The 18,947-nt window shown below is 69.2% G+C and carries 16 protein-coding genes; 11 read left to right on the forward strand and 5 right to left on the reverse strand.

What is annotated here, in order from left to right; genetic code table 11:
- Positions 1-26: 26 nt before the first annotated feature.
- Positions 27-323: a chorismate mutase gene (locus ROP_RS27960; protein ID WP_005238528.1), complete on the reverse strand. Its 297-nt coding sequence runs from the start codon at positions 321-323 to the stop codon at positions 27-29.
- A 273-nt stretch (positions 324-596) separates the two neighbouring features.
- On the opposite strand from ROP_RS27960, the gene pcrA reads away from it, so the two are divergent.
- Positions 597-3,080 (forward strand): DNA helicase PcrA, encoded by a 2,484-nt coding sequence (gene pcrA / locus ROP_RS27965; RefSeq protein WP_015889384.1) that lies wholly within the window; start codon positions 597-599, stop codon positions 3,078-3,080.
- Between the two features lie 78 nt (positions 3,081-3,158).
- Here pcrA and ROP_RS27970 read toward each other — a convergent pair whose 3' ends face one another.
- The gene (locus ROP_RS27970; RefSeq protein WP_015889385.1) at positions 3,159-4,220 is read right to left on the reverse strand and encodes a M23 family metallopeptidase; all 1,062 of its coding nucleotides are present in this window, start codon (positions 4,218-4,220) and stop codon (positions 3,159-3,161) included.
- 231 nt (positions 4,221-4,451) lie between these two features.
- Between ROP_RS27970 and ROP_RS27975 the strand changes: the two genes are divergently transcribed.
- The 3 genes from ROP_RS27975 (at position 4,452) to sucD (ending at position 8,658) form a co-directional block, all read left to right on the forward strand.
- Positions 4,452-6,401 (forward strand): hypothetical protein, encoded by a 1,950-nt coding sequence (locus ROP_RS27975; protein ID WP_043825462.1) that lies wholly within the window; start codon positions 4,452-4,454, stop codon positions 6,399-6,401.
- A gap of 169 nt (positions 6,402-6,570) precedes the next feature.
- Positions 6,571-7,740 (forward strand): ADP-forming succinate--CoA ligase subunit beta, encoded by a 1,170-nt coding sequence (gene sucC / locus ROP_RS27980; RefSeq protein ID WP_015889387.1) that lies wholly within the window; start codon positions 6,571-6,573, stop codon positions 7,738-7,740.
- A gap of 15 nt (positions 7,741-7,755) precedes the next feature.
- Positions 7,756-8,658, forward strand: a complete 903-nt coding sequence (sucD, locus tag ROP_RS27985; RefSeq protein ID WP_015889388.1) for a succinate--CoA ligase subunit alpha — start codon at positions 7,756-7,758, stop codon at positions 8,656-8,658.
- Positions 8,659-8,718: 60 nt separating this feature from the next.
- Here the strand turns inward: sucD and ROP_RS27990 are convergent, their stop codons facing one another.
- The gene (locus ROP_RS27990; RefSeq protein ID WP_015889389.1) at positions 8,719-9,345 is read right to left on the reverse strand and encodes an IMPACT family protein; all 627 of its coding nucleotides are present in this window, start codon (positions 9,343-9,345) and stop codon (positions 8,719-8,721) included.
- A gap of 126 nt (positions 9,346-9,471) precedes the next feature.
- On the opposite strand from ROP_RS27990, the gene ROP_RS27995 reads away from it, so the two are divergent.
- The 4 genes from ROP_RS27995 to purH all read left to right on the forward strand — a co-directional run bounded on the left by ROP_RS27995 (position 9,472) and on the right by purH (position 14,495).
- Positions 9,472-10,533 carry a DUF5336 domain-containing protein gene (locus ROP_RS27995; RefSeq protein ID WP_015889390.1) on the forward strand — a complete coding sequence of 354 codons (1,062 nt, stop codon included), beginning with the start codon at positions 9,472-9,474 and terminating at the stop codon, positions 10,531-10,533.
- Between the two features lie 111 nt (positions 10,534-10,644).
- Positions 10,645-12,210, forward strand: a complete 1,566-nt coding sequence (locus ROP_RS28000; protein WP_419789317.1) for a cell division protein PerM — start codon at positions 10,645-10,647, stop codon at positions 12,208-12,210.
- Positions 12,211-12,265: 55 nt separating this feature from the next.
- The gene (purN, locus tag ROP_RS28005) at positions 12,266-12,946 is read left to right on the forward strand and encodes a phosphoribosylglycinamide formyltransferase (RefSeq protein ID WP_015889392.1); all 681 of its coding nucleotides are present in this window, start codon (positions 12,266-12,268) and stop codon (positions 12,944-12,946) included.
- On the forward strand, positions 12,939-14,495 hold the full coding sequence (gene purH, locus ROP_RS28010) for a bifunctional phosphoribosylaminoimidazolecarboxamide formyltransferase/IMP cyclohydrolase (RefSeq protein WP_015889393.1): 1,557 nt from the start codon (positions 12,939-12,941) through the stop codon (positions 14,493-14,495). The genes purN and purH overlap by 8 nt, the downstream gene beginning before the upstream one ends.
- 55 nt (positions 14,496-14,550) lie before the next feature.
- Here the strand turns inward: purH and ROP_RS28015 are convergent, their stop codons facing one another.
- Positions 14,551-14,784, reverse strand: a complete 234-nt coding sequence (locus tag ROP_RS28015; RefSeq protein WP_015889394.1) for a hypothetical protein — start codon at positions 14,782-14,784, stop codon at positions 14,551-14,553.
- 403 nt (positions 14,785-15,187) lie between these two features.
- Here ROP_RS28015 and ROP_RS28020 point away from each other — a divergent pair, with 403 nt between their 5' ends.
- Both ROP_RS28020 and ROP_RS28025 read left to right on the forward strand, forming a co-directional pair.
- Positions 15,188-16,054 carry a DUF559 domain-containing protein gene (locus tag ROP_RS28020; RefSeq protein ID WP_015889395.1) on the forward strand — a complete coding sequence of 289 codons (867 nt, stop codon included), beginning with the start codon at positions 15,188-15,190 and terminating at the stop codon, positions 16,052-16,054.
- Positions 16,055-16,259: 205 nt separating this feature from the next.
- Positions 16,260-17,351 carry an N-acetylmuramoyl-L-alanine amidase gene (locus ROP_RS28025; RefSeq protein WP_043825463.1) on the forward strand — a complete coding sequence of 364 codons (1,092 nt, stop codon included), beginning with the start codon at positions 16,260-16,262 and terminating at the stop codon, positions 17,349-17,351.
- Here ROP_RS28025 and ROP_RS28030 read toward each other — a convergent pair whose 3' ends face one another.
- Positions 17,352-18,317 carry an alpha/beta hydrolase gene (locus ROP_RS28030; RefSeq protein ID WP_015889397.1) on the reverse strand — a complete coding sequence of 322 codons (966 nt, stop codon included), beginning with the start codon at positions 18,315-18,317 and terminating at the stop codon, positions 17,352-17,354. It abuts the gene before it with no gap.
- 199 nt (positions 18,318-18,516) lie between these two features.
- On the opposite strand from ROP_RS28030, the gene ROP_RS28035 reads away from it, so the two are divergent.
- Positions 18,517-18,828, forward strand: a complete 312-nt coding sequence (locus ROP_RS28035; RefSeq protein ID WP_015889398.1) for a hypothetical protein — start codon at positions 18,517-18,519, stop codon at positions 18,826-18,828.
- Positions 18,829-18,947: the final 119 nt, after the last annotated feature.

The following is an 18,947-nucleotide window of genomic DNA, read 5'->3' on the forward strand; positions in this document are numbered from 1 at the left end:
CAGGGGAGGCGGCCGCTTCGGGAAACTCAGTGACCGAGGCGGCCGCGCCCGAGACGCAGCAGCAGCATGGCGAGCGTGTGGCCTTCCTGGCCCAGCTCGTTGAACCGCTCGAGCACCTTCATCTCACGGCTGTGGACGAGGCGGGGACCGCCGGACGCCATCCGGGTGCGCCCGATGAGCTGCGAGACCTCGGCGCGGCGCTTGATCGCGGCGAGAATCTCGGCGTCGAGCTTGTCGATCTCCTGGCGGAGAACCTCGATCTCGGCCTCGCTGGTGGGCACAGCGGTTTCCTTGGCGGCTGAAGCGACGGTCTGAGTGCTCATTGGTTCGTCTCCCTCTTGTCAGAACTTGGATCGTTGTTGTGGCTCGAGTCGTTACCGATCCAGGCTCATTTGACGAAAAAAGCCCCGGATCCGGTGCGGACCTCGGGGCTCGTGAGCTGTTCAGTTCACGGGCACCGGAGGCCGGTACCCGTAAAAAAATCGCCACAGGGGGCGCGACGGCGGACTGAACATGTGTACCAGTTTGCCATGGCGGCCCCGCGCAGGCCAAGCCGCTGTGACGCTGTCGGTACACGCCGGTAAGTTGGATAGTTGATGAACACTATCTCCGGCACCGCTTCTCCCCTGAGCGCCGAGTCGACTCCGCACACCGCCGCGTCGGCGCGCACCGGGTCGGACGCGCTCCTCCAAGGCCTCAATCCACCGCAGCGGGAAGCGGTCGTGCACGCCGGATCTCCGCTGCTGATCGTCGCGGGCGCGGGCTCGGGTAAGACGGCTGTGCTCACCCGCCGCATCGCCTATCTGCTCGCCGAGCGGGGGGTGATGCCGGGGCAGATCCTGGCCATCACGTTCACCAACAAGGCCGCCGCGGAGATGCGGGAGCGCGTCGCCCACCTCGTCGGGCCCCGGGCCAACAGCATGTGGGTGTCCACGTTCCACTCGAGCTGTGTGCGGATCCTCCGGGCCCAGGCGGCGCTGCTTCCCGGCCTCAACTCGAACTTCTCGATCTACGACGCGGACGATTCGCGGCGACTGCTGACGATGATCTCCAAGGATCTGAACATCGACACCAAGCGCTACTCGGCGCGACTCCTCGCCACGCACATCTCGAATCTGAAGAACGAACTGGTCGACCCGGAGCAGGCGAGCGCCGACGCCGACAAGGATCCGGCGGAACTGCCCCGGCTGATCGCCAAGGTGTACGGCCACTACCAGCAGCGGTTGCGCTCGGCGAACGCACTGGACTTCGACGACCTGATCGGTGAGACGGTCGCGATGCTGCAGGCGTTCCCCCAGGTGGCCGAGTACTACCGCCGGCGGTTCCGCCACGTGCTGGTCGACGAATACCAGGACACGAACCACGCCCAGTACATGCTGGTGCGCGAGCTGGTCGGCAGTACCGCGGACGGCGAGGACGCGGATCACCGGGTCGCCCCGGCCGAGTTGTGTGTGGTGGGTGACGCGGATCAGTCGATCTACGCATTCCGCGGCGCCACGATCCGCAACATCGAGGAGTTCGAGCGCGACTACCCGGACGCCCGCACCATCCTGCTGGAGCAGAACTACCGCTCCACCCAGAACATCCTGTCGGCGGCCAACTCGGTGATCTCGAAGAACACCGGCCGGCGCGAGAAGCGGCTGTGGACCGATTCGGGCGAGGGCGAGCTCATCACCGGGTACGTCGCGGACAACGAGCACGACGAGGCGTCGTTCGTGGCGTCCGAGATCGACAAGCTCGTCGATTCGGGAGATGCCAAGTTCGGTGACGTCGCGGTGTTCTATCGCACCAACAACTCGTCCCGCGCGCTCGAAGAGATCTTCATCCGGCTCGGCGTTCCGTACAAGGTCGTCGGCGGCGTGCGGTTCTACGAGCGCAAGGAGGTGCGCGACATCGTCGCGTATCTCCGGGTCCTCGCCAACGAGGACGACACCGTCAGCCTGCGCCGGATCCTCAACACCCCGCGCCGCGGCATCGGCGACCGCGCGGAGGCGTGCGTGGCCGTCCACTCCGAACAGCGGGGCATCAGCTTCGCCGAGGCGCTGCGGGACGGTGGGGAGGGCCGGGTGCGGTTGCTCAACACCCGCTCCCAGAAGGCCATCGCGTCGTTCCTCGAGCTGATGGACGGGCTGCGGGTGCTGATGCCACCCGAGACCACGGCCGACGACATCGTCCCCGACCAGCTCGGCGACATCGGCGACGTCGTCGAGGCGGTCCTGGAGCGGACGGGCTACCGCGCGGAACTCGCGGCGAGCAGCGACCCCCAGGACGGGGCGCGCCTCGACAACCTCAACGAACTCGTCAGCGTGGCGCGGGAGTTCAGCTCCGACGCGCGGAACGCCGCCGGACTCGTCGAACCGCCGGAGGACGGCGACGTCGACGCCAGGGACGGCGAACCCGACCCCGGTTCCCTCGCCGCGTTCCTCGAACGGGTGTCTCTCGTCGCGGACTCCGATCAGCTGCCCGACAACGACGAGGGCGTCGTCACGCTGATGACGCTGCACACCGCGAAGGGTCTCGAGTTCCCCGTCGTCTTCGTCACCGGGTGGGAAGACGGCCAGTTCCCGCACATGCGGGCGCTCGGCGACCCCACGGAACTGTCGGAGGAGCGGCGGCTCGCGTACGTGGGCATCACCCGTGCCCGGCAGCGGCTGTACCTGACTCGGGCCGTCATGCGGTCGGCGTGGGGCCAGCCCATCCAGAACCCGGAGTCGCGGTTCCTGCAGGAGATCCCGTCGGATCTCGTGCACTGGCGCCGCGAGGACCCGGGCCCCCGTCTCGGTTCCGGTGGTGCGATCGGCGGTGGCCGCGCGCGGGGATCGGGATACGGGCAGGGGTTCGGCGGCGGGTCCGGTTACGGCGGCGGGTCGTCGAGCACCCCGAGCTTCGGCGCCGCGCGCTCCCGCAACAACAACCTGGTTCTCGCGGTCGGCGACCGGGTCAGCCACGACAAGTACGGCCTCGGCACGGTCCTCGAGACCAAGGGGGCCGGGCCGACCGCGACGGTCACCATCGATTTCGGCAGCGCGGGCAAGGTCCGGCTGATGCTGATCGGTGGCGTCCCGATGGTCAAGCTGTAGAGACACGACAGACGACTGCGGGCGCATGCATTGCATGCGCCCGCAGTCGTTGTGTGTTCGGGGGGTGTGTCGAGAGGGTCAGTCCATCTCGGGGCCGAGGCTGATGCCGCGGGAGGCCAGCCACGGCAGGGGATCGATCTTGTTCTCGCCGGCGAGGTGCACCTCGAAGTGCAGGTGCGGGCCGGTGGAGAAACCGCGGTTGCCGACGGTTGCGATCTGGTCGCCCGCCATGACCTTCTGGCCGACGGTGACGGTGGAGGTGTTGATGTGGCCGTAGACGGTGATGGTGCCGTCGGCGTGCTTGAGGCGGACCCACATGCCGAACCCGGAGGCCGGGCCCGAGTCGATGACCTCGCCGTCGGCGACGGCCACGATGGGGGTGCCGATGGGGGCGGCGATGTCGACGCCGGCGTGCAGGGTGCCCCAGCGGCTTCCGAAGTTGGAGGTGAAGGTTCCCACGGCGGGGAGGACGAACAGGGGGCGGCGGGCAGCGGCTTCGCGGGCGGCGCGCTCTTCGCTGAAACGCTGTCCCTTGGCGAGCAGGTTGCTGAACTGCGACAGGTCGGTCGGGTTCGCGATGTTGAGGACCTGCGGGGCGTTCGAATCGGCGGCGGCGGTGTCGGCGACCGTCGAGTACTGCGCTGCCTGCGGCTCCGCGGTGGTTCCGATGGCGCTCGACTCGTCACTGGCGAGGGCGACCTCGGAGTGATCGGAGGAGCTGGACGATCCGCTGGTGACTGCGGCCTGGCCTGCGGCGACTACGGCGCCTGCTGCGACTGCGAGGACCGCGGCGCGGCCTTTGAGAGCTGAGGGGGGAGTCGGGATGCGGTGGGCTCCGCGGCGGGAGTGGGAGGGTGCGCCCTCGAAGGACTCGGAACCGCTGCGGGGGATGAAGCCGGGGATCTCGGACTCGGTGTCGACGGTCTCGACGCCGTTGCCGGGGTCGACGCTGTCGGAAGTGGAGCGGGTGGACTGCGAACTGCGGAAGAACATGCTGGAAATCTCAGAACTATCGGTCTCGGGGTAATGCTCGACCGACCTTGGGGGATACGTGGACGCGACTTCGTCGTTGTGACCCCGCAACTCGTCATCGTGGTGACTCACAAAACGGCTGGCCGTGAACTGGCTGCGATGGTGCATACGCCCGTCCGTCCTCCTGCTCGTGACCTGCCTGTGACTTAGACCTTGGCGACGGTAACGAAACGGTTGCGATGCGCGCAACCTGTAACGCAGAGGAACGGCTACATGTGACGGGCATCACAAACTGAGCTGGGGAAACGTCGAACCCACTGTTCGTCTCGGTTCAATCTCGCTGCCGCGCAGGCGTGTCACAACCCGGGGGAAGCGGTGGGTAAGCGCTAGCGTCGGCCTGTGGCGTCATCAACTCGATCCCCGGACGGGCGCAGGGCCGAGCCCGAACGCATTCCTTCGTCCGGCGGCACCGGTGTGACGGCCGTCGACGAGCCCGATCCCGTCCGCGCGCGCCGGGGGACCGTGCTCGCCGTCCTGCTGAGTCTCGTCGGCGGTCTCGGGGTGGCGTCGGCGCCTCTCCTGCAGGCCGTCCACGCGGTCGACGGAGCGGCATCGCCGTCCGCGATCGGCGCGGCGGCGGTGTCGGCCGCCGTCTTCGCCGTCGCGGCACCGGTTCTGGCCGTTCCCGCGGTTCTCGCCCGGCGCACCGCGGTGGCGGGGGCGTTGCTGGCGGGTGCGGGCGCCGTGTCCGTCGGCGCCGCCGTCCTCGACGCACAGCTGTGGTCCGACGCCATCGACGCCAACCGGCTCGAATTGTTCCGGCCCGAAACGGCGGCGGAGCTGGCCGCCGGGCCCGGCGCCTACGCCGCGCTCGCCGGGCACGCGTTGATCGCCTTCGCGGGGCTGCTCGGCATGGTTGCCGTCCACCGGGCCTCACTCATGGACGGTTACGGCGATGCCCGCAGCTCCGAGCAGGTCGGTCGCGCGACGGGCGCCCGCATCGGGTTCCTGTCGTCCGCCGTCGTGGTGGTCGCCGCCGCCGTCCTCGTCGGCGCGCTGTTCGCTCCCGCCTTCGTTTCCGAGGACCCCGTGATCCTCGTCCCGACCGTCGTCGAGTCGGACCTCGCCGCGTCCGCGGGCGCCGGGATCCTGGCGGCGGCCGTCCTGATCGTCGTCGCCTCCGCGTTGGCGTCCATCTCGCCGCCCGTCGCGTCCGGCGCCCTCGTCGGCGCCGGCCTGGCCGTACTCGGCGTGGTGGGGACCCGCCTGGTCGCGGGGCTCGCCGCGGGCGAACGAATCCAGCCCGGTCCCGGCGCGGTGTGGGGGACCGTCGGCGCCGGCGTCCTGGTACTGGTCGGCGTCTGCATCCCGATGATCGACCGGACCCGCGACAGCAGGATCCTGAGCGCGCTCGCCGCCTCGCCGACCGTGTCGGCACTCGGCGGCCCGGCGAAGCAGGGGGCGGTCACCCCGTCCGCGAAGGGTGTCGCCAAGGCGGCGCTGCGAGCCGAGGCCGCCGCGGCGCGCGCCCGGATCGCGCGATGGCACGTCGCCGCCGGGGCCACCGGAATCGTCACTGCCGTGCTGGCCGCCGCCGGGGCGCTGCTCCCCGTCCTCGACATCCCCGGCGACACGGCCCGCCCCGACGTCTATGCCACCCGGGTCGTGCTCGTCGCCGCCCTCGTTCTCGCCGTCGGCTGCGTCTGGTTGCTGCTGTCGGAGTTCGCGTCCGCCGTCCGACCCGCGGTCGGGGTGCTGTGGGTGACGATTCCGTACTCCGTCGCCGCCGTGTCGCAGTCCGTCGTGCTCGCCACCGACGTGCCGGGAATCGGCGCCGGAATCGGCGCCGTGCTGCTGTGGTGCGCGGCCGTCACCGCGGGTGTCACCGGGGTGCTGACGTGGTTCGCCGGCTCGGCGGAACGTGAGGAGATCGACACGTCCGAGGAGCCGTCCACCTCGATCGCGGTCCTCGCCGTCGGCGGCCTCGGTGCCGTCGCCGCGTTCGTCGGACTGGGGCTGCCGCTCTTCCACGGGACGGACGCACGCGGTGACGCGTACGCGCCCGCGTCGTTCGCCGAGGTCCCCTGGAATCTCGACGTGTGGGGGCGCGTGCTGCTCGGCGTCGCGGTCGCTCTCGCAGTGATAGTTGCCTCACGTGCCCGGCCCGCCAGGGCGGTCGCGTTGCTGCTCGGTTCGGCCGTTGCCGTGGGGGTATACCTCGTGTCGTGGCCGCTGACCGTCGCCCGGGTCACCGACCCCGAAATGGGGGCCGGTGTCGTCCCGGCATCGGTGGGCATAGTGTTGATTGCGGCTGCCGCGGCCCTCACTTCTCGCCGCAGAAATCGGTGAGGTCCGCCCCGTTTGCAGCGGTGAGGCCCGCCTCAGTACGTGATATCGCGTGATGTGGACCACATAGCAGACACGCGGGCGCAGACCGGGCCCGGCAACTGGTTAAAGTCCAAAACAGACCCGCTCCTACCCCTCGAGCGGGTGTCAACGCAGACGAGACGGTGAGCAGATGGATCTCTTCGAATACCAGGCGAAGGAACTCTTCGCCAAGCACGAGGTGCCGACTTCGGCTGGGCGTGTTACCGACACGGTGGCCGGCGCACGCGAGATTGCCGAAGAAATCGGCAAGCCCGTGATGGTCAAGGCGCAGGTCAAGGTCGGCGGGCGCGGCAAGGCGGGTGGCGTCAAGTACTCCGCCGACGTCGACGCAGCACAGGCCAACGCCGAGGCGATCCTGGGACTCGACATCAAGGGCCACGTCGTCAAGAAGCTGCTGGTCGCAGAGGCGAGTGACATCGCCGAGGAGTACTACATCTCCTTCCTGCTGGACCGCACCAACCGCACCTACCTGGCCATGTGCTCGGTCGAGGGTGGCGTCGAGATCGAGGTCACCGCCGAGGAGAACCCCGACGCACTCGCGAAGATCCCCGTGGACGCCGTCAAGGGCGTCGACCTCGCGTTCGCGCGCAGCATCGCCGAGGCAGGAAAGCTGCCCGCCGAGGTGCTCGACGCAGCGGCCGTGACGATCCAGAAGCTGTGGGAGGTCTTCATCAAGGAAGACGCTCTCCTCGTCGAGGTCAACCCCCTCGTCCGCACGCCGAACGACGAGATCCTCGCGCTCGACGGCAAGGTCACGCTGGACGAGAACGCCGCGTTCCGTCAGCCCGGCCACGAGGCGTTCGAGGACAAGGACGCCACCGACCCGCTCGAGCTCAAGGCCAAGGAAAACGACCTCAACTACGTCAAGCTCGACGGTGAGGTCGGCATCATCGGTAACGGCGCCGGCCTGGTCATGTCGACCCTGGACGTCGTCGCGTACGCAGGTGAGAAGCACGGTGGCGTGAAGCCCGCCAACTTCCTCGACATCGGTGGCGGCGCCTCCGCAGAGGTCATGGCGAACGGCCTGGACGTCATCCTGAACGACGCGCAGGTCAAGAGCGTGTTCGTGAACGTTTTCGGTGGCATCACCGCGTGTGACGCGGTCGCCAACGGCATCGTCGGCGCCCTGAAGACGCTGGGTGACGAGGCCAACAAGCCGCTGGTCGTCCGCCTGGACGGCAACAACGTCGAAGAGGGTCGTCGTATCCTCGCCGAGGCCGCCCACCCGCTGGTCACGGTCGTCGGAACCATGGACGAGGCTGCCGACAAGGCCGCCGAGCTGGCCTTCGCCGCAAAGTAAAGGGACTTAAATCACATGGCTATCTTCCTGACCAAGGACTCCAAGGTCATCGTCCAGGGCATCACCGGCGGCGAGGGCACGAAGCACACCGCGCTGATGCTCAAGGCCGGCACCCAGGTCGTCGGCGGTGTCAACGCCCGTAAGGCCGGCACCACCGTGACCCACGACGGCGGCGTCGAGCTGCCCGTCTTCGGCACCGTCGCCGAGGCCATCGAGAAGACCGGCGCGGACGTCTCCATCGCGTTCGTTCCCCCGGCCTTCGCGAAGGACGCCATCGTCGAGGCCATCGACGCGGAGATCCCGCTGCTCGTGGTCATCACCGAGGGCATCCCCGTGCAGGACTCGGCGTACGCCTGGGCGTACAACGTGTCCAAGGGCAACAAGACCCGCATCATCGGACCCAACTGCCCCGGCATCATCACCCCGGGCGAGTCGCTGGTCGGCATCACCCCCGCCAACATCGCAGGCAGCGGCCCGATCGGCCTCGTGTCCAAGTCGGGCACGCTGACCTACCAGATGATGTTCGAGCTGCGTGACTTCGGCTTCTCCACCGCCATCGGCATCGGCGGCGACCCGGTCATCGGCACCACCCACATCGACGCCATCGAGGCGTTCGAGAAGGACCCCGAGACCAAGGTCATCGTGATGATCGGTGAGATCGGTGGCGACGCCGAGGAGCGTGCCGCCGATTACATCAAGGCGAACGTCACGAAGCCGGTCGTCGGCTACGTCGCGGGCTTCACCGCCCCCGAGGGCAAGACCATGGGCCACGCAGGCGCCATCGTGTCCGGTTCCTCGGGCACCGCGCAGGCCAAGAAGGACGCCCTCGAGGCTGCCGGCGTGAAGGTCGGCAAGACGCCGTCCGAGACCGCTGCGCTCGCTCGCGAGATCCTGCAGAGCCTGACCGTCCAGGCGTAGGCCCTTCGGGCTCGTGCGCCTTTCTGGTTGCTCCGGCGACCGGAAAGGCGCACGGGCCGTTCAGGCATCGACCCACATCTCCCCGGCCGGATCGAGTGTCCCCGTCCCCGACGTGACGGCAGCGACCAGATCGGCCAGCTCCGCCGAGTCCCTCGCCGCGAGGGTGAGGACCGCGGATTCCGCGTACGTCGTGTCCACCACGACCACGCCCCGCCCCCGCAACTCCGACTCGACCCGGCCCGCCTCTGCGTGGCCGACGGCGAGGGTGTGCAGGTGGCGACGTTCCCTCCGCACGAGCGGTGCGGCATCGACCGCGGCGGCCACCGCGCCCGAGTAGGCGCGCACCAGCCCGCCCGCCCCCAGCTTGATTCCCCCGAAATACCGGGTCACGACGACCGCGACGTCGACGAGGTCGCGGGCCTTGAGTACCTGCAGCATCGGAATGCCCGCGGTGCCACCGGGTTCGCCGTCGTCGTTCGCTCGCTCGACCCGGTCGCTGGGCCCGTTGCCGACGATGAACGCCGAACAATGATGCCCCGCATCGGGATACGCGCTGCGTCGATCCTGGACGAAGGCCTGCGCCGCCTCGGTGTCCTCGATCCGCCGCAGGGCCGCGATGAAGCGTGAGTGCTTCACCTCCGTCAGGGCGGTGAGATCGGCGGTGCGGGGAGCGAGGGTGTACGGCACCGGACCATTGTCTCCTGCGCCGCTCCCGGCACCGCACGCCGCGACCGACAGCAGTGACCGACGGGTATCCGTACGCTAGCGTCGGAAGAGCGCACGCAGACGACCACTTGTCGACTAGGAGAAGTCATGACGTTCACGCCCGGAGGGCCGAATTACGGTCCGCCCGCGCAACCGACTGCAGGGGGAGAATCGAAAGGCCTGGGCTTCTTCCTCCTGATCGGTGTCGCAGTTCTCGGTGTCCTCAACCTGCTGCTCGGATTCGCGCCGTATGCCACGTTGGCGCGGGAGTCCGTGAACTCGTTCGAAGCCAACACGGACGGGCTCGGACTGCTGTTCCTCGGTGGTCTGCTCGCGGCGGCGTCCCTCCTTCCGAAGCAGTCTTACGCGGGTGCCGCAGCGGCGGCGTCCGTCGCGGGCTGGGTCGTCGCGTTGTTCGTCTTCCTCAACGTCGACGCGGATTCCGGTTGGGGCGCAATCCTGATCCTCGTTCTCGGTTTCATCCAGTCGGCCGTGGCCGTGGCGGCAGTGCTGTTCGACATCGGCGTCCTGAAGCAGCCTGCGCCCCGGCCCGCCGCGGCCGCGGGCTTCGGTCAGCCCGGCCAGGCGCAGCAGGGGTACGGCCAGAGCGCCCCGCAGGGGTTGTACGGGCAGGGCCCGCAGCAGTCGTACGGACAGCAACCCCAGGGTTACGGCCAGAGCCCCCCGCAGGGTTACGGGCAGCAGAGCCAATCGCAGCCCGGTTACGGGCAGCAGAACCAGCCTGGCTACGGCCAGCAGGGTTACGGCCAGCCCTCGCAGAGTCAGCCCGGCTACACCCAGGGCTACGGGCAGTCCCAGCAGCCGGGCTACGCAGCAGGCGCGGGTGCCGGATCCGCGTCGTACGACGCCCCGACCACCGCCTACCAGCAGCCGCAGTACCAGGGGTATTCGACGCCGTCGACGCCGTCACAGCCCACCGGGACGCCCAGCTCGCAGTACCCGGCCGGGACCAGCTACGGATCGGCGCAGCACGCGGCGCCGGCGTACGGCTCGCAGCCGGAGTCCTCGCCCGTGGAGCGCACTCTGGAGTACGGCGAGCAGCCATCCACCGAGGCGAAGCCGGCCGAATCGGCCGAGAAGTCCGAATCCGAGGGGTACAGCGCGCCCACTCAGGCGTTCGACACGCGCGCCGACAGGGACGACAAGTAGCGGTCCAGCCGGCGGGTGGCCTCTGACCGAACCTGGTCGGAGGCCACTTCTGTGCGGCGCGCCTGACCGCTGTCGCGGCGTCGGAGTGCCACTCTCGAGGGGATGAGTTCTTTGGTTGATCGCGCTCAACGCGTCGCACAGGGTGCACGACGGCGAGCCGTCCGTGATGACGAGCGGCGAGCCGTCCGTGATGACGAGCGGCGAGCCGTCCGTGATGACGAGCGGCGAGCACCGCGACAGCGTCCGGTGCCCGACGCCGACGAGATGCGGGCGCTGCTGGCGGTCGCGTTCCGGCCCGCGGGGGTCACGGTCGTCCTGCTGTCTGCGCTGATCGTCGTCACGCTGGTGGCGGCGAACAGCGACCTCACGGGAACGTTCGGTGCCATCGCGGCGTCGTGGCTGGCGATTCACCAGGTGCCGTTGACGATCGACGGCACGTCGCTCGGCGTCCTCCCGCTGATCCCGACGGCGGGGATGGTGTGGGTGGTCGCCCGCGGGTGCGCGGCGGTGGTGCATCCGGCGTCCTCACGGCGGCACGCGCTGCAGGTGATCGGCGCGGCGGTGGCCGGGCCGCTGGTCGTGACGGCCATCGCCCTCGCCGTCATCGCGGACGCGTCGGCGGTCATCCCGCTGTCCTCCCCGAACGCTCTCGCCGCGTTCGGGTGGGTGCTGTCGGTGCACCTGCTCGCGGCGGGGATCGGCGTGACGGTCGCGATGTGGCCGACAGTCGGTGCGGAGTTTCCGTCGTGGGTCCGGGACGCGGTGCGGCCGGGACTACGCGCGATGATGGCGATTCTCGGTGCCGGCGCGGTGATGGTGACGATCTCGCTGCTGATGGAGTGGTCCACGGTCGGGTCGTTGCTCGAAGACGGCGACGGCTTCGTCGGATCGCTCGGACTGACGATCCTGTCGGTGCTGTACCTGCCGAACGTGGTGGTGGGTGCCTCGGCCGCCGTCCTGGGCGGGACCGCGCAGATCGGGGACGTCTCGGTCAGCGTGTTCGGGAACGTGGGTGGGTCGCTGCCACCGTTGCCGCTGCTCGGCGCGGTTCCCGATGGGGTGTCGGGGGGCGCCTGGCCGGCGCTGCTGGTGATTCCGCTGTTGATCGGTGTGATGCTGGGACGCGATTGCGGGCGTCGCGTCGCCGGGCAGGAAGCGCTGTTCACCGTGCTGACCGCCGCCGCGGGTGTGGGTGTGGTGACGGCGGTGCTCGGTCTCGTGTCCGGCGGCAGGCTCGGCGCATTCGGAACGGTCGATCTGAACTGGTGGGCGTTCGGGCTGCTCACGTTCGCGTGGCTCGGGCTCGCGGGCGCGGTGACGGCAGTGGTCGTCGCGTGGCATCGGAGCCGGGGCGCCGACGACGAAGCCGACGCGGAGGACGAGGAACCGCATCTCCCCGGTGCGGAGGAGGTTCCGGCGATCGCCGCCCCGATCACGGAGGAGCGGGTGGTGCCGGGAGAGGCCGCACCCGGCCGGGTGCTCGAAGCCGAACTCGTCGACGACACGGAAGTGCCCGCGGCCCCCGTCGCACCGCAGGACACCGAGGCCGACGCCGAGGTCGTGGTGGATGCCGAGGTCGAGGAAGACGCGTCGGCGGCTGAATCCGACGGGTCCGGGAACTCCGGCGAGGCCCCGGAAGCCGACCTGCCCCGAGGGCCCGCAACCCCCAGCGACTAGGCTCTTGGTCGGTCGACGATGCGACCGCCCCCTTTCGATACACCCGGCCTTTCGATTGTTCAGGAGTAGAGCGCTGACTTCCTCGCGTGACCACCTGGGGCCCACGACCGCTTCGCCGGTCGGATCCGCGCCGGCGCGGATCGTGGTACTCGCCTCCGGTGCGGGAACCCTCCTGAGATCGTTGATCGACGCGACACACGCCGACGGGTATCCCGCCGAGATCGTCGCCGTCGGCGTCGACCGCGACTGCGACGCCATCCGGCATGCGGAGTCCGCGGGCATCGCCCACTTCCGGATCGGGCTCCGCGACCACGCGGACCGGTCGACCTGGGACGTCGCGCTGACGGAGGCCGTCGCGTCACACCAGCCGTCGCTCGTGGTGTCCGCGGGATTCATGAAGATCCTCGGCCCCGCTTTCCTGGACCGCTTCGGCGGTCGCATCATCAACACGCACCCCGCGTTGCTGCCCGCTTTCCCCGGTGCGCACGCGGTCCCGGATGCGCTGGCCTATGGCGTCAAGGTGTCGGGATCGACGGTCCACCTCGTGGACGCGGGGGTCGACACCGGCCCGATCCTGGCGCAGGAACCCGTTCCGGTGCTCGACGGCGACGACGAGTCGACCCTGCACGAACGCATCAAGACTGTGGAGCGACGGTTGCTGGCGGAGGTCATCGCCGCTGTCGCCACCCGTGGAGTTGTTTCCGATGGACGAAAGGCCGTGATCCCCAGTGAGTGAACGCAAGGCAGTACGCCGAGCGCTCGTCAGCGTCTACGACAAGACCGGTCTGGTCGAACTGGCTACGGGCCTGCACAAGGCAGGCGTCGAGCTTGTGTCGACAGGGTCGACGGCAGCGAAGATCGCCGACGCCGGCATCCCGGTCACCCCCGTCGAGGCGCTGACCGGCTTCCCCGAGTGCCTCGAGGGCCGCGTCAAGACCCTGCACCCGCGGGTGCACGCCGGTGTCCTCGCGGACACCCGGAAGCCGGAGCACCTCGCGCAGCTCGAGGAACTCGGCATCGAGGCATTCCAGCTGGTGGTCGTGAACCTGTACCCGTTCACCCAGACCGTCGCCTCGGGTGCGACGCCCGACGAATGCGTCGAGCAGATCGACATCGGCGGTCCGTCCATGGTGCGTGCCGCCGCGAAGAACCACCCGTCGGTGGCCGTCGTGGTGGATCCCGCTCGCTACGACAACGTGCTGACCGCGATCGCGGACGGCGGTTTCACACTGCCCGAGCGCACAGCCCTCGCAGCGCAGGCGTTCCAGCACACCGCGTCGTACGACGTCGCGGTCGCGAGCTGGATGACGTCCACGCTGGTGGACAGCGGCGACTCGCAGTTCCCCGAGTGGGCAGGCGCCACCTGGGACCGCTCGGCCGTCCTGCGCTACGGCGAGAACCCGCACCAGGCCGCGGCGCTCTACGTGAACTCCGCCGCCCCGGCCGGTCTGGCCCAGGCCGAGCAGCTGCACGGCAAGGAAATGTCGTACAACAACTACACCGACGGCGACGCGGCGTGGCGTGCGGCATTCGACTTCAGTGAGCCGGCGGTCGCGATCATCAAGCACGCGAACCCGTGCGGCATCGCGGTCGGAGCCGACATCGCCGAGGCGCACCGCAAGGCACACGCCTGCGACCCGGTCAGCGCATACGGCGGAGTCATCGCCGCGAACCGCGAGATCACCGTCGAGATGGCCGAGCAGGTCGCCGAGATCTTCACCGAGGTGATCATCGCCCCGTCGTACGCGGACGGCGCGCTCGGCGTGCTGCAGCGCAAGAAGAACGTCCGCGTCCTCCTCGCGCAGGCGCCCACCGCGACGGGAATCGAACTGCGTCCCGTGTCCGGTGGGGCGCTCCTCCAGGAGCGCGACGTGCTCGACGCCGAGGGCGACGATCCCGCCAACTGGACCCTCGCCGTCGGCGACGCCGCGGACGAGCAGACCCTGAAGGATCTCGAGTTCGCGTGGCGCGCGTGCCGTTCGGTGAAGTCCAACGCGATCCTGCTCGCTGCAGACGGCGCGTCGGTCGGGGTCGGCATGGGCCAGGTCAACCGCGTCGACTCCGCGCACCTCGCGGTGCAGCGGGCCGGTGACCGGGTGGTCGGGTCGGTGGGCGCGTCGGACGCTTTCTTCCCGTTCCCCGACGGACTCCAGGTCCTCGCGAACGCCGGTGTCAAGGCAGTCGTGCAGCCGGGTGGTTCCGTCCGCGACAACGAGGTGATCGATGCGGCCAAGGAAGCCGGCATCACCATGTACCTGACGGGTGCGCGGCACTTCGCGCACTAGCGTTCGGCAACTCTCGAACGGGTCTCGGCATCGCGCCGGGGCCCGTTCTGCGTTGTCAGGCCGCTGCGGCCCCGTGTGTGCGGCCGGTGCCCTCGAGTTCGCGCGGCGAACCGGTGATGACCACGCGGGCCGCACCGCGACTGCGGACCTCGCTGATCAGTGCCCCCAGGCCGGCCTCGTGGGCGGCGTCGCAGTGCGACAGGTCGAGGGTGACGGCGTATCCGGTGAGGTCGTCCGGCAGGTCCAGATACGGGGGAGAGGTGGACAGCTGGTTGATGCGAAGTTTCATGTGGTGCTCCTGAAAGTGAAAGGTAAAAGAAAAGGCACCCGAGGGGTTTGCCCTGGGTGCCCGAGAACGACTTGGTTGAGTCTCAACATTCTCGGGGTGCGCCGTACTTGGAGATGTGCTTGTCGGCGGAGCATCGACGCCAGGCGGGTACGGATGCGAAGAGCGCGTGAAGCTGCATCATGGCCGTACCTCTCTGTGTGTCGTTGCTGGTTGGTAGATGACCGTACAGCACCGGTTGAGGGTTTGCACTTCCATTATCCGGTCACTGGGCGGATCCGAGCGCGTTGTACGCGATGTTCACCTGCAATTCTGCGCATCGACGCTTCTGTGGATCGCCGCACAGGTTGTCCACAGACCCGGAATTCGGGGCCGCAGGCAGGTGCCGAACTGTCAGGATTCGACGATGGGGGAAGTTCAGCGGCCGTTCCGGGGGTCGGAAGCGCTACGAGACGGGCGGCTCACCCGCCACGGGTTACGGACCTTCCGGCGTCTGCATCGAGACGTGTACGTGCACAGAAGCGTCGAGGTGACAGCGCTCTCACGCGCACGCGCCGCCTGGCTGTGGGCGAACGGCGAAGCGGTCCTCGCGGGATTCTCCGCGGCCGCAGTGCACGGAACCCGGTGGATCGGAGGCGGCGAGCCGGCGACGCTCATCAGGCGAGGCAGCCGGCGATCTGTCGACGGCATCGACGTGCGCGCTGACGCCCTGCTTCCGGACGAAGTGTGCCGAGTGGGGGAGATGCTGGTCACCACCCCGGCGCGCACCGCATTCGACCTGGGCAGATGGCTGCCCGTCGACCGGGCCGTCGAGGTACTCGACGCCCTCTGCCACGACACCGGACTGCGCCCGGCGGAGATATCCGGGGTGGCCGGCAGACATCGGGGCGAACGCGGACTGGCGTCGCTGCGCGAGGTCGTTTCGCTGCTCGATCCCGGTGCCGAGTCCCCACCGGAGACGCGTACTCGCCTCGTCCTGATTCGAGGTGGGCTGCCCGCACCGACCACTCAGATTCCGATCGCGGACCGGTCCGGTCGCATCTTCGCCCGAGCAGACATGGGCTGGGTCGGGTGGAAGGTGCTCGTCGAGTACGACGGCGAGCAGCACTGGTCGGACGAGCGCCAGCGCACGTGGGACATCGAGCGCCTGGAACGGCTGGCCGAACTCGGATGGGTGGTGGTGCGGGTGAACGCGGAGCAGTTGCGCCGACGACCGCAGGCGATCGTCGCGCGGGTTCGGGACCGATTGCGGCAGGCAGGCGCCCCGGTGTGAATGCGCAGAACCGCAGACGCTCACTCGACGGTTGCCCACGGAACTGCGCATTCGAATCCCACCACTTTGGTTACAGGTTGCTTTCGATCCGGACTCGAGCAGCACGAACGCGCGGTGCAGCTGATTCACTCGGGGCTGATGTGACTCGAGTGGCACCTGTGGAAGGAGAGTGGCGCCCGGACTGCGACGGTGCGCCCATCCCCGTATGAACCGTTTTGCGATCAAGGCCGGCCTCGGCGCCTGCGTCCTGGGTGCGTCCGTGCTCATCCCTGCTCAGGTGTCGGCGGAACCCGCGGCCACGGCGACCGGCACCGAACTGTCCGGGATGACGGTGTTCCTCGACCCCGGGCATCAGGGTTCCAGCGAGGGCCACGACCTCACGCAGCAGGTGAACGACGGCCGGGGCAACACCAAGGACTGCCAGACGAGCGGCATGACGTCGCTGGGCGGGGTGCCCGAGCACACCATCAACTGGAACGTCTCCCAGCTGGTCAAGAGCAGCCTCGAGAGCCTCGGCGCGAAGGTCGTCCTGAGTCGTCAGGACGACACCGGCTGGGGCGGGTGCATCGACGAAAGAGCTCGTGCGGCAAGCGAATCGAACGCAGATCTGGCGGTGAGCATTCACGCGGACTCGACGGCGCAGGGTGAGGACGCGAGCAAGCACGGGTTCCACATGATCATCCCGTCGCTGCCCATCCCGGACGAGAAGGCGGACGCGGCGCAGTCCGGCGGCGGGCTCGAAGCGTCGAAGATGATGCGTGACGCCTACAAGTCCGACGGTTTCGTTCCCGCCAACTACGCGGGCGTGAACGACGGCCTCCAGACCCGCGCCGACGTGGCCGGGCCCGCACTGACCCAGGTTCCGCTGGTGTTCGTCGAGATGGGCAACGGGTCCAACAAGGAGGACTCCGCGCAGCTCGAGAGCTCCGACGGCCAGTTGAAGCACGCCATCACCATCACGACCGGCATCGTCACCTACCTGCTGACGGGGTCGGAGGCGGCACCGGCCCAGGAGCTGGCCGCGGCGCCGGCCGCGACCACCATACCCGAGGCGAGCGAGGACAGCGCGTCGTCGGCCACCACCACGACCCCGAAGGCGACCACCCCGAAGGCGGCACCGAAGTCGACGGCGCCGGACTCGGCGCAGCTGTCCGAGCTGATGGAGATGCTCGCGCCGCTGCTCGAGGTCGAGGGGCTGGACGGGCTGAAGGACCTCGTCAACGACAAGAACCTCGGGCTCGTGTCCGATCTGGCGAGCACGCTGCTGGCCGTGATCACCGGGGCCGGCGGGAACTGATCACAGCGACGCGATCCACCTGGCGAACGGTCCGGTGAACTCCGCCGAGTAGGGCAGTGGTTCCACGTAATCCGGCCCGGTGGACGGACGGTCGCCGACGTCCTTGAGGACGTGGTTGGCGTTCGTCATCCGCACCGGCGTCAGCGCGGTGTGCGCGAGGGCGTCGTTCAGGCCGTCGACGTCCGCGAGTTGCACCTGGATGTCCTTGGCGGAGCAGCTGGTGAGCACCGGGAAACCGGCGGGCAGCCGGCCGGCCAGTGCCCGGGGGTCGAGCGCGTCCTCCTCTGCGAGGGCCTTGGCGTTGGCGTGGACGAGCCCGGCGTTCTGCAGGGGTTCCGGCAGGTCGTCGGGGATCGTGCCCGACGTGCGGAGCGATTCGACGGTGTCCGCGAGCGCGAGCCGCAGTTCGTCGGCCAGCTCCACCGGCAGCTGTCCGGCGCCGACGACGGCGTCGAGCTGTCCGTGGATCTGCGTGGTGAGCAGGTCGAGGAGCCGGACGCTCAGCGGTTCGAGCAGACCGACGGCGCGCACCCGCGACTCGTTCTCCGCGGTGGCGAGCGCGAGGGCGACGAGTCCGCCGTCGCTGTGCCCGATGACGATCAGCTGTGACGGGTCGACCCCGGGCTGGGCGGCCAGGAAGTCCAGGCCTGCGGACGCGGCGTCGACGAAGGTGGTGAAGCCGAGACCGCCGACCTCGTCCACCTCGTACGGGCCGAGCGCGGTGTCGCCGCTGCCGATCTTGTCGTAGCGCAGGCTCGACATGCCGTGCTGTTCGAGCACGTCGGCGAGGTGACGCAGGGTTCCGATGTCACCGGGGAGCAGGGCGCTGTCGCCGTTGCGGTCGGTGGGACCGCTGCCGGCGAGGAGCAGCGCGGCGGGCGCCGACCCGTTCGCGTCGGCGGGCGTTCGGAGGCTGCCGTAATAGGTGACGGCACCGCTGGCGAAGGTGATCTCGGTGTCAGGCATGGGGACTGTCTACCAGTTCACGCCGCGCGCAGTCGCCGCAGCCGCCGCACTCCAGCGCTGAGCGCCGGGCGGGCATCGCGGCCGAGATCTCAGAGAAGCATCACAGAACTCACACAATCGGCGATTAGCGTTTGCATCACCAGTTGTTCCAACGGATTACGTCCGAGAAGAGCTCCCGACTCCAGAAAGGTGCCGCATCATGAACGTCGTACAGTTGACCACCGGTGATTTCGTCGCCGCCATGTTCTCCCTCGACTTCGTCGACGGCGGGTTCCGCCGGGAGGCCGTCGAGCGGATTCACCGGGGCGCGATCGACGAGTGGGTGTCTGCGCTCACCGGGTCGGGTCTGTTCTCCAACCGTGCGGTCGCGAACGTGGTCCGGGCATGGCGCGGCGATCCGCGACTCCTGCTGGACTCGCTTCTGGCGGAGGCCGATCCGGTGACCGTCGAGCGCTACCGTGCCGCGTGGCGCGAGTTGGACGCCGCGTCCTCGTACGAGGTCGCCGCGTAGGCGGACGTGCGGGACCGGACGCGCGCGACGGCGAAGAATCCGCACGTGCGGGCACGATCCGCGAACGGCTCCCGCGGCCCGCGGGGGCGGTCCGGTGCGGGCCGGTGACCGTTAACCGC

Source organism: Rhodococcus opacus B4 (genome assembly GCF_000010805.1).
Taxonomy (GTDB): Bacteria; Actinomycetota; Actinomycetes; order Mycobacteriales; family Mycobacteriaceae; genus Rhodococcus_F; species Rhodococcus_F opacus_C.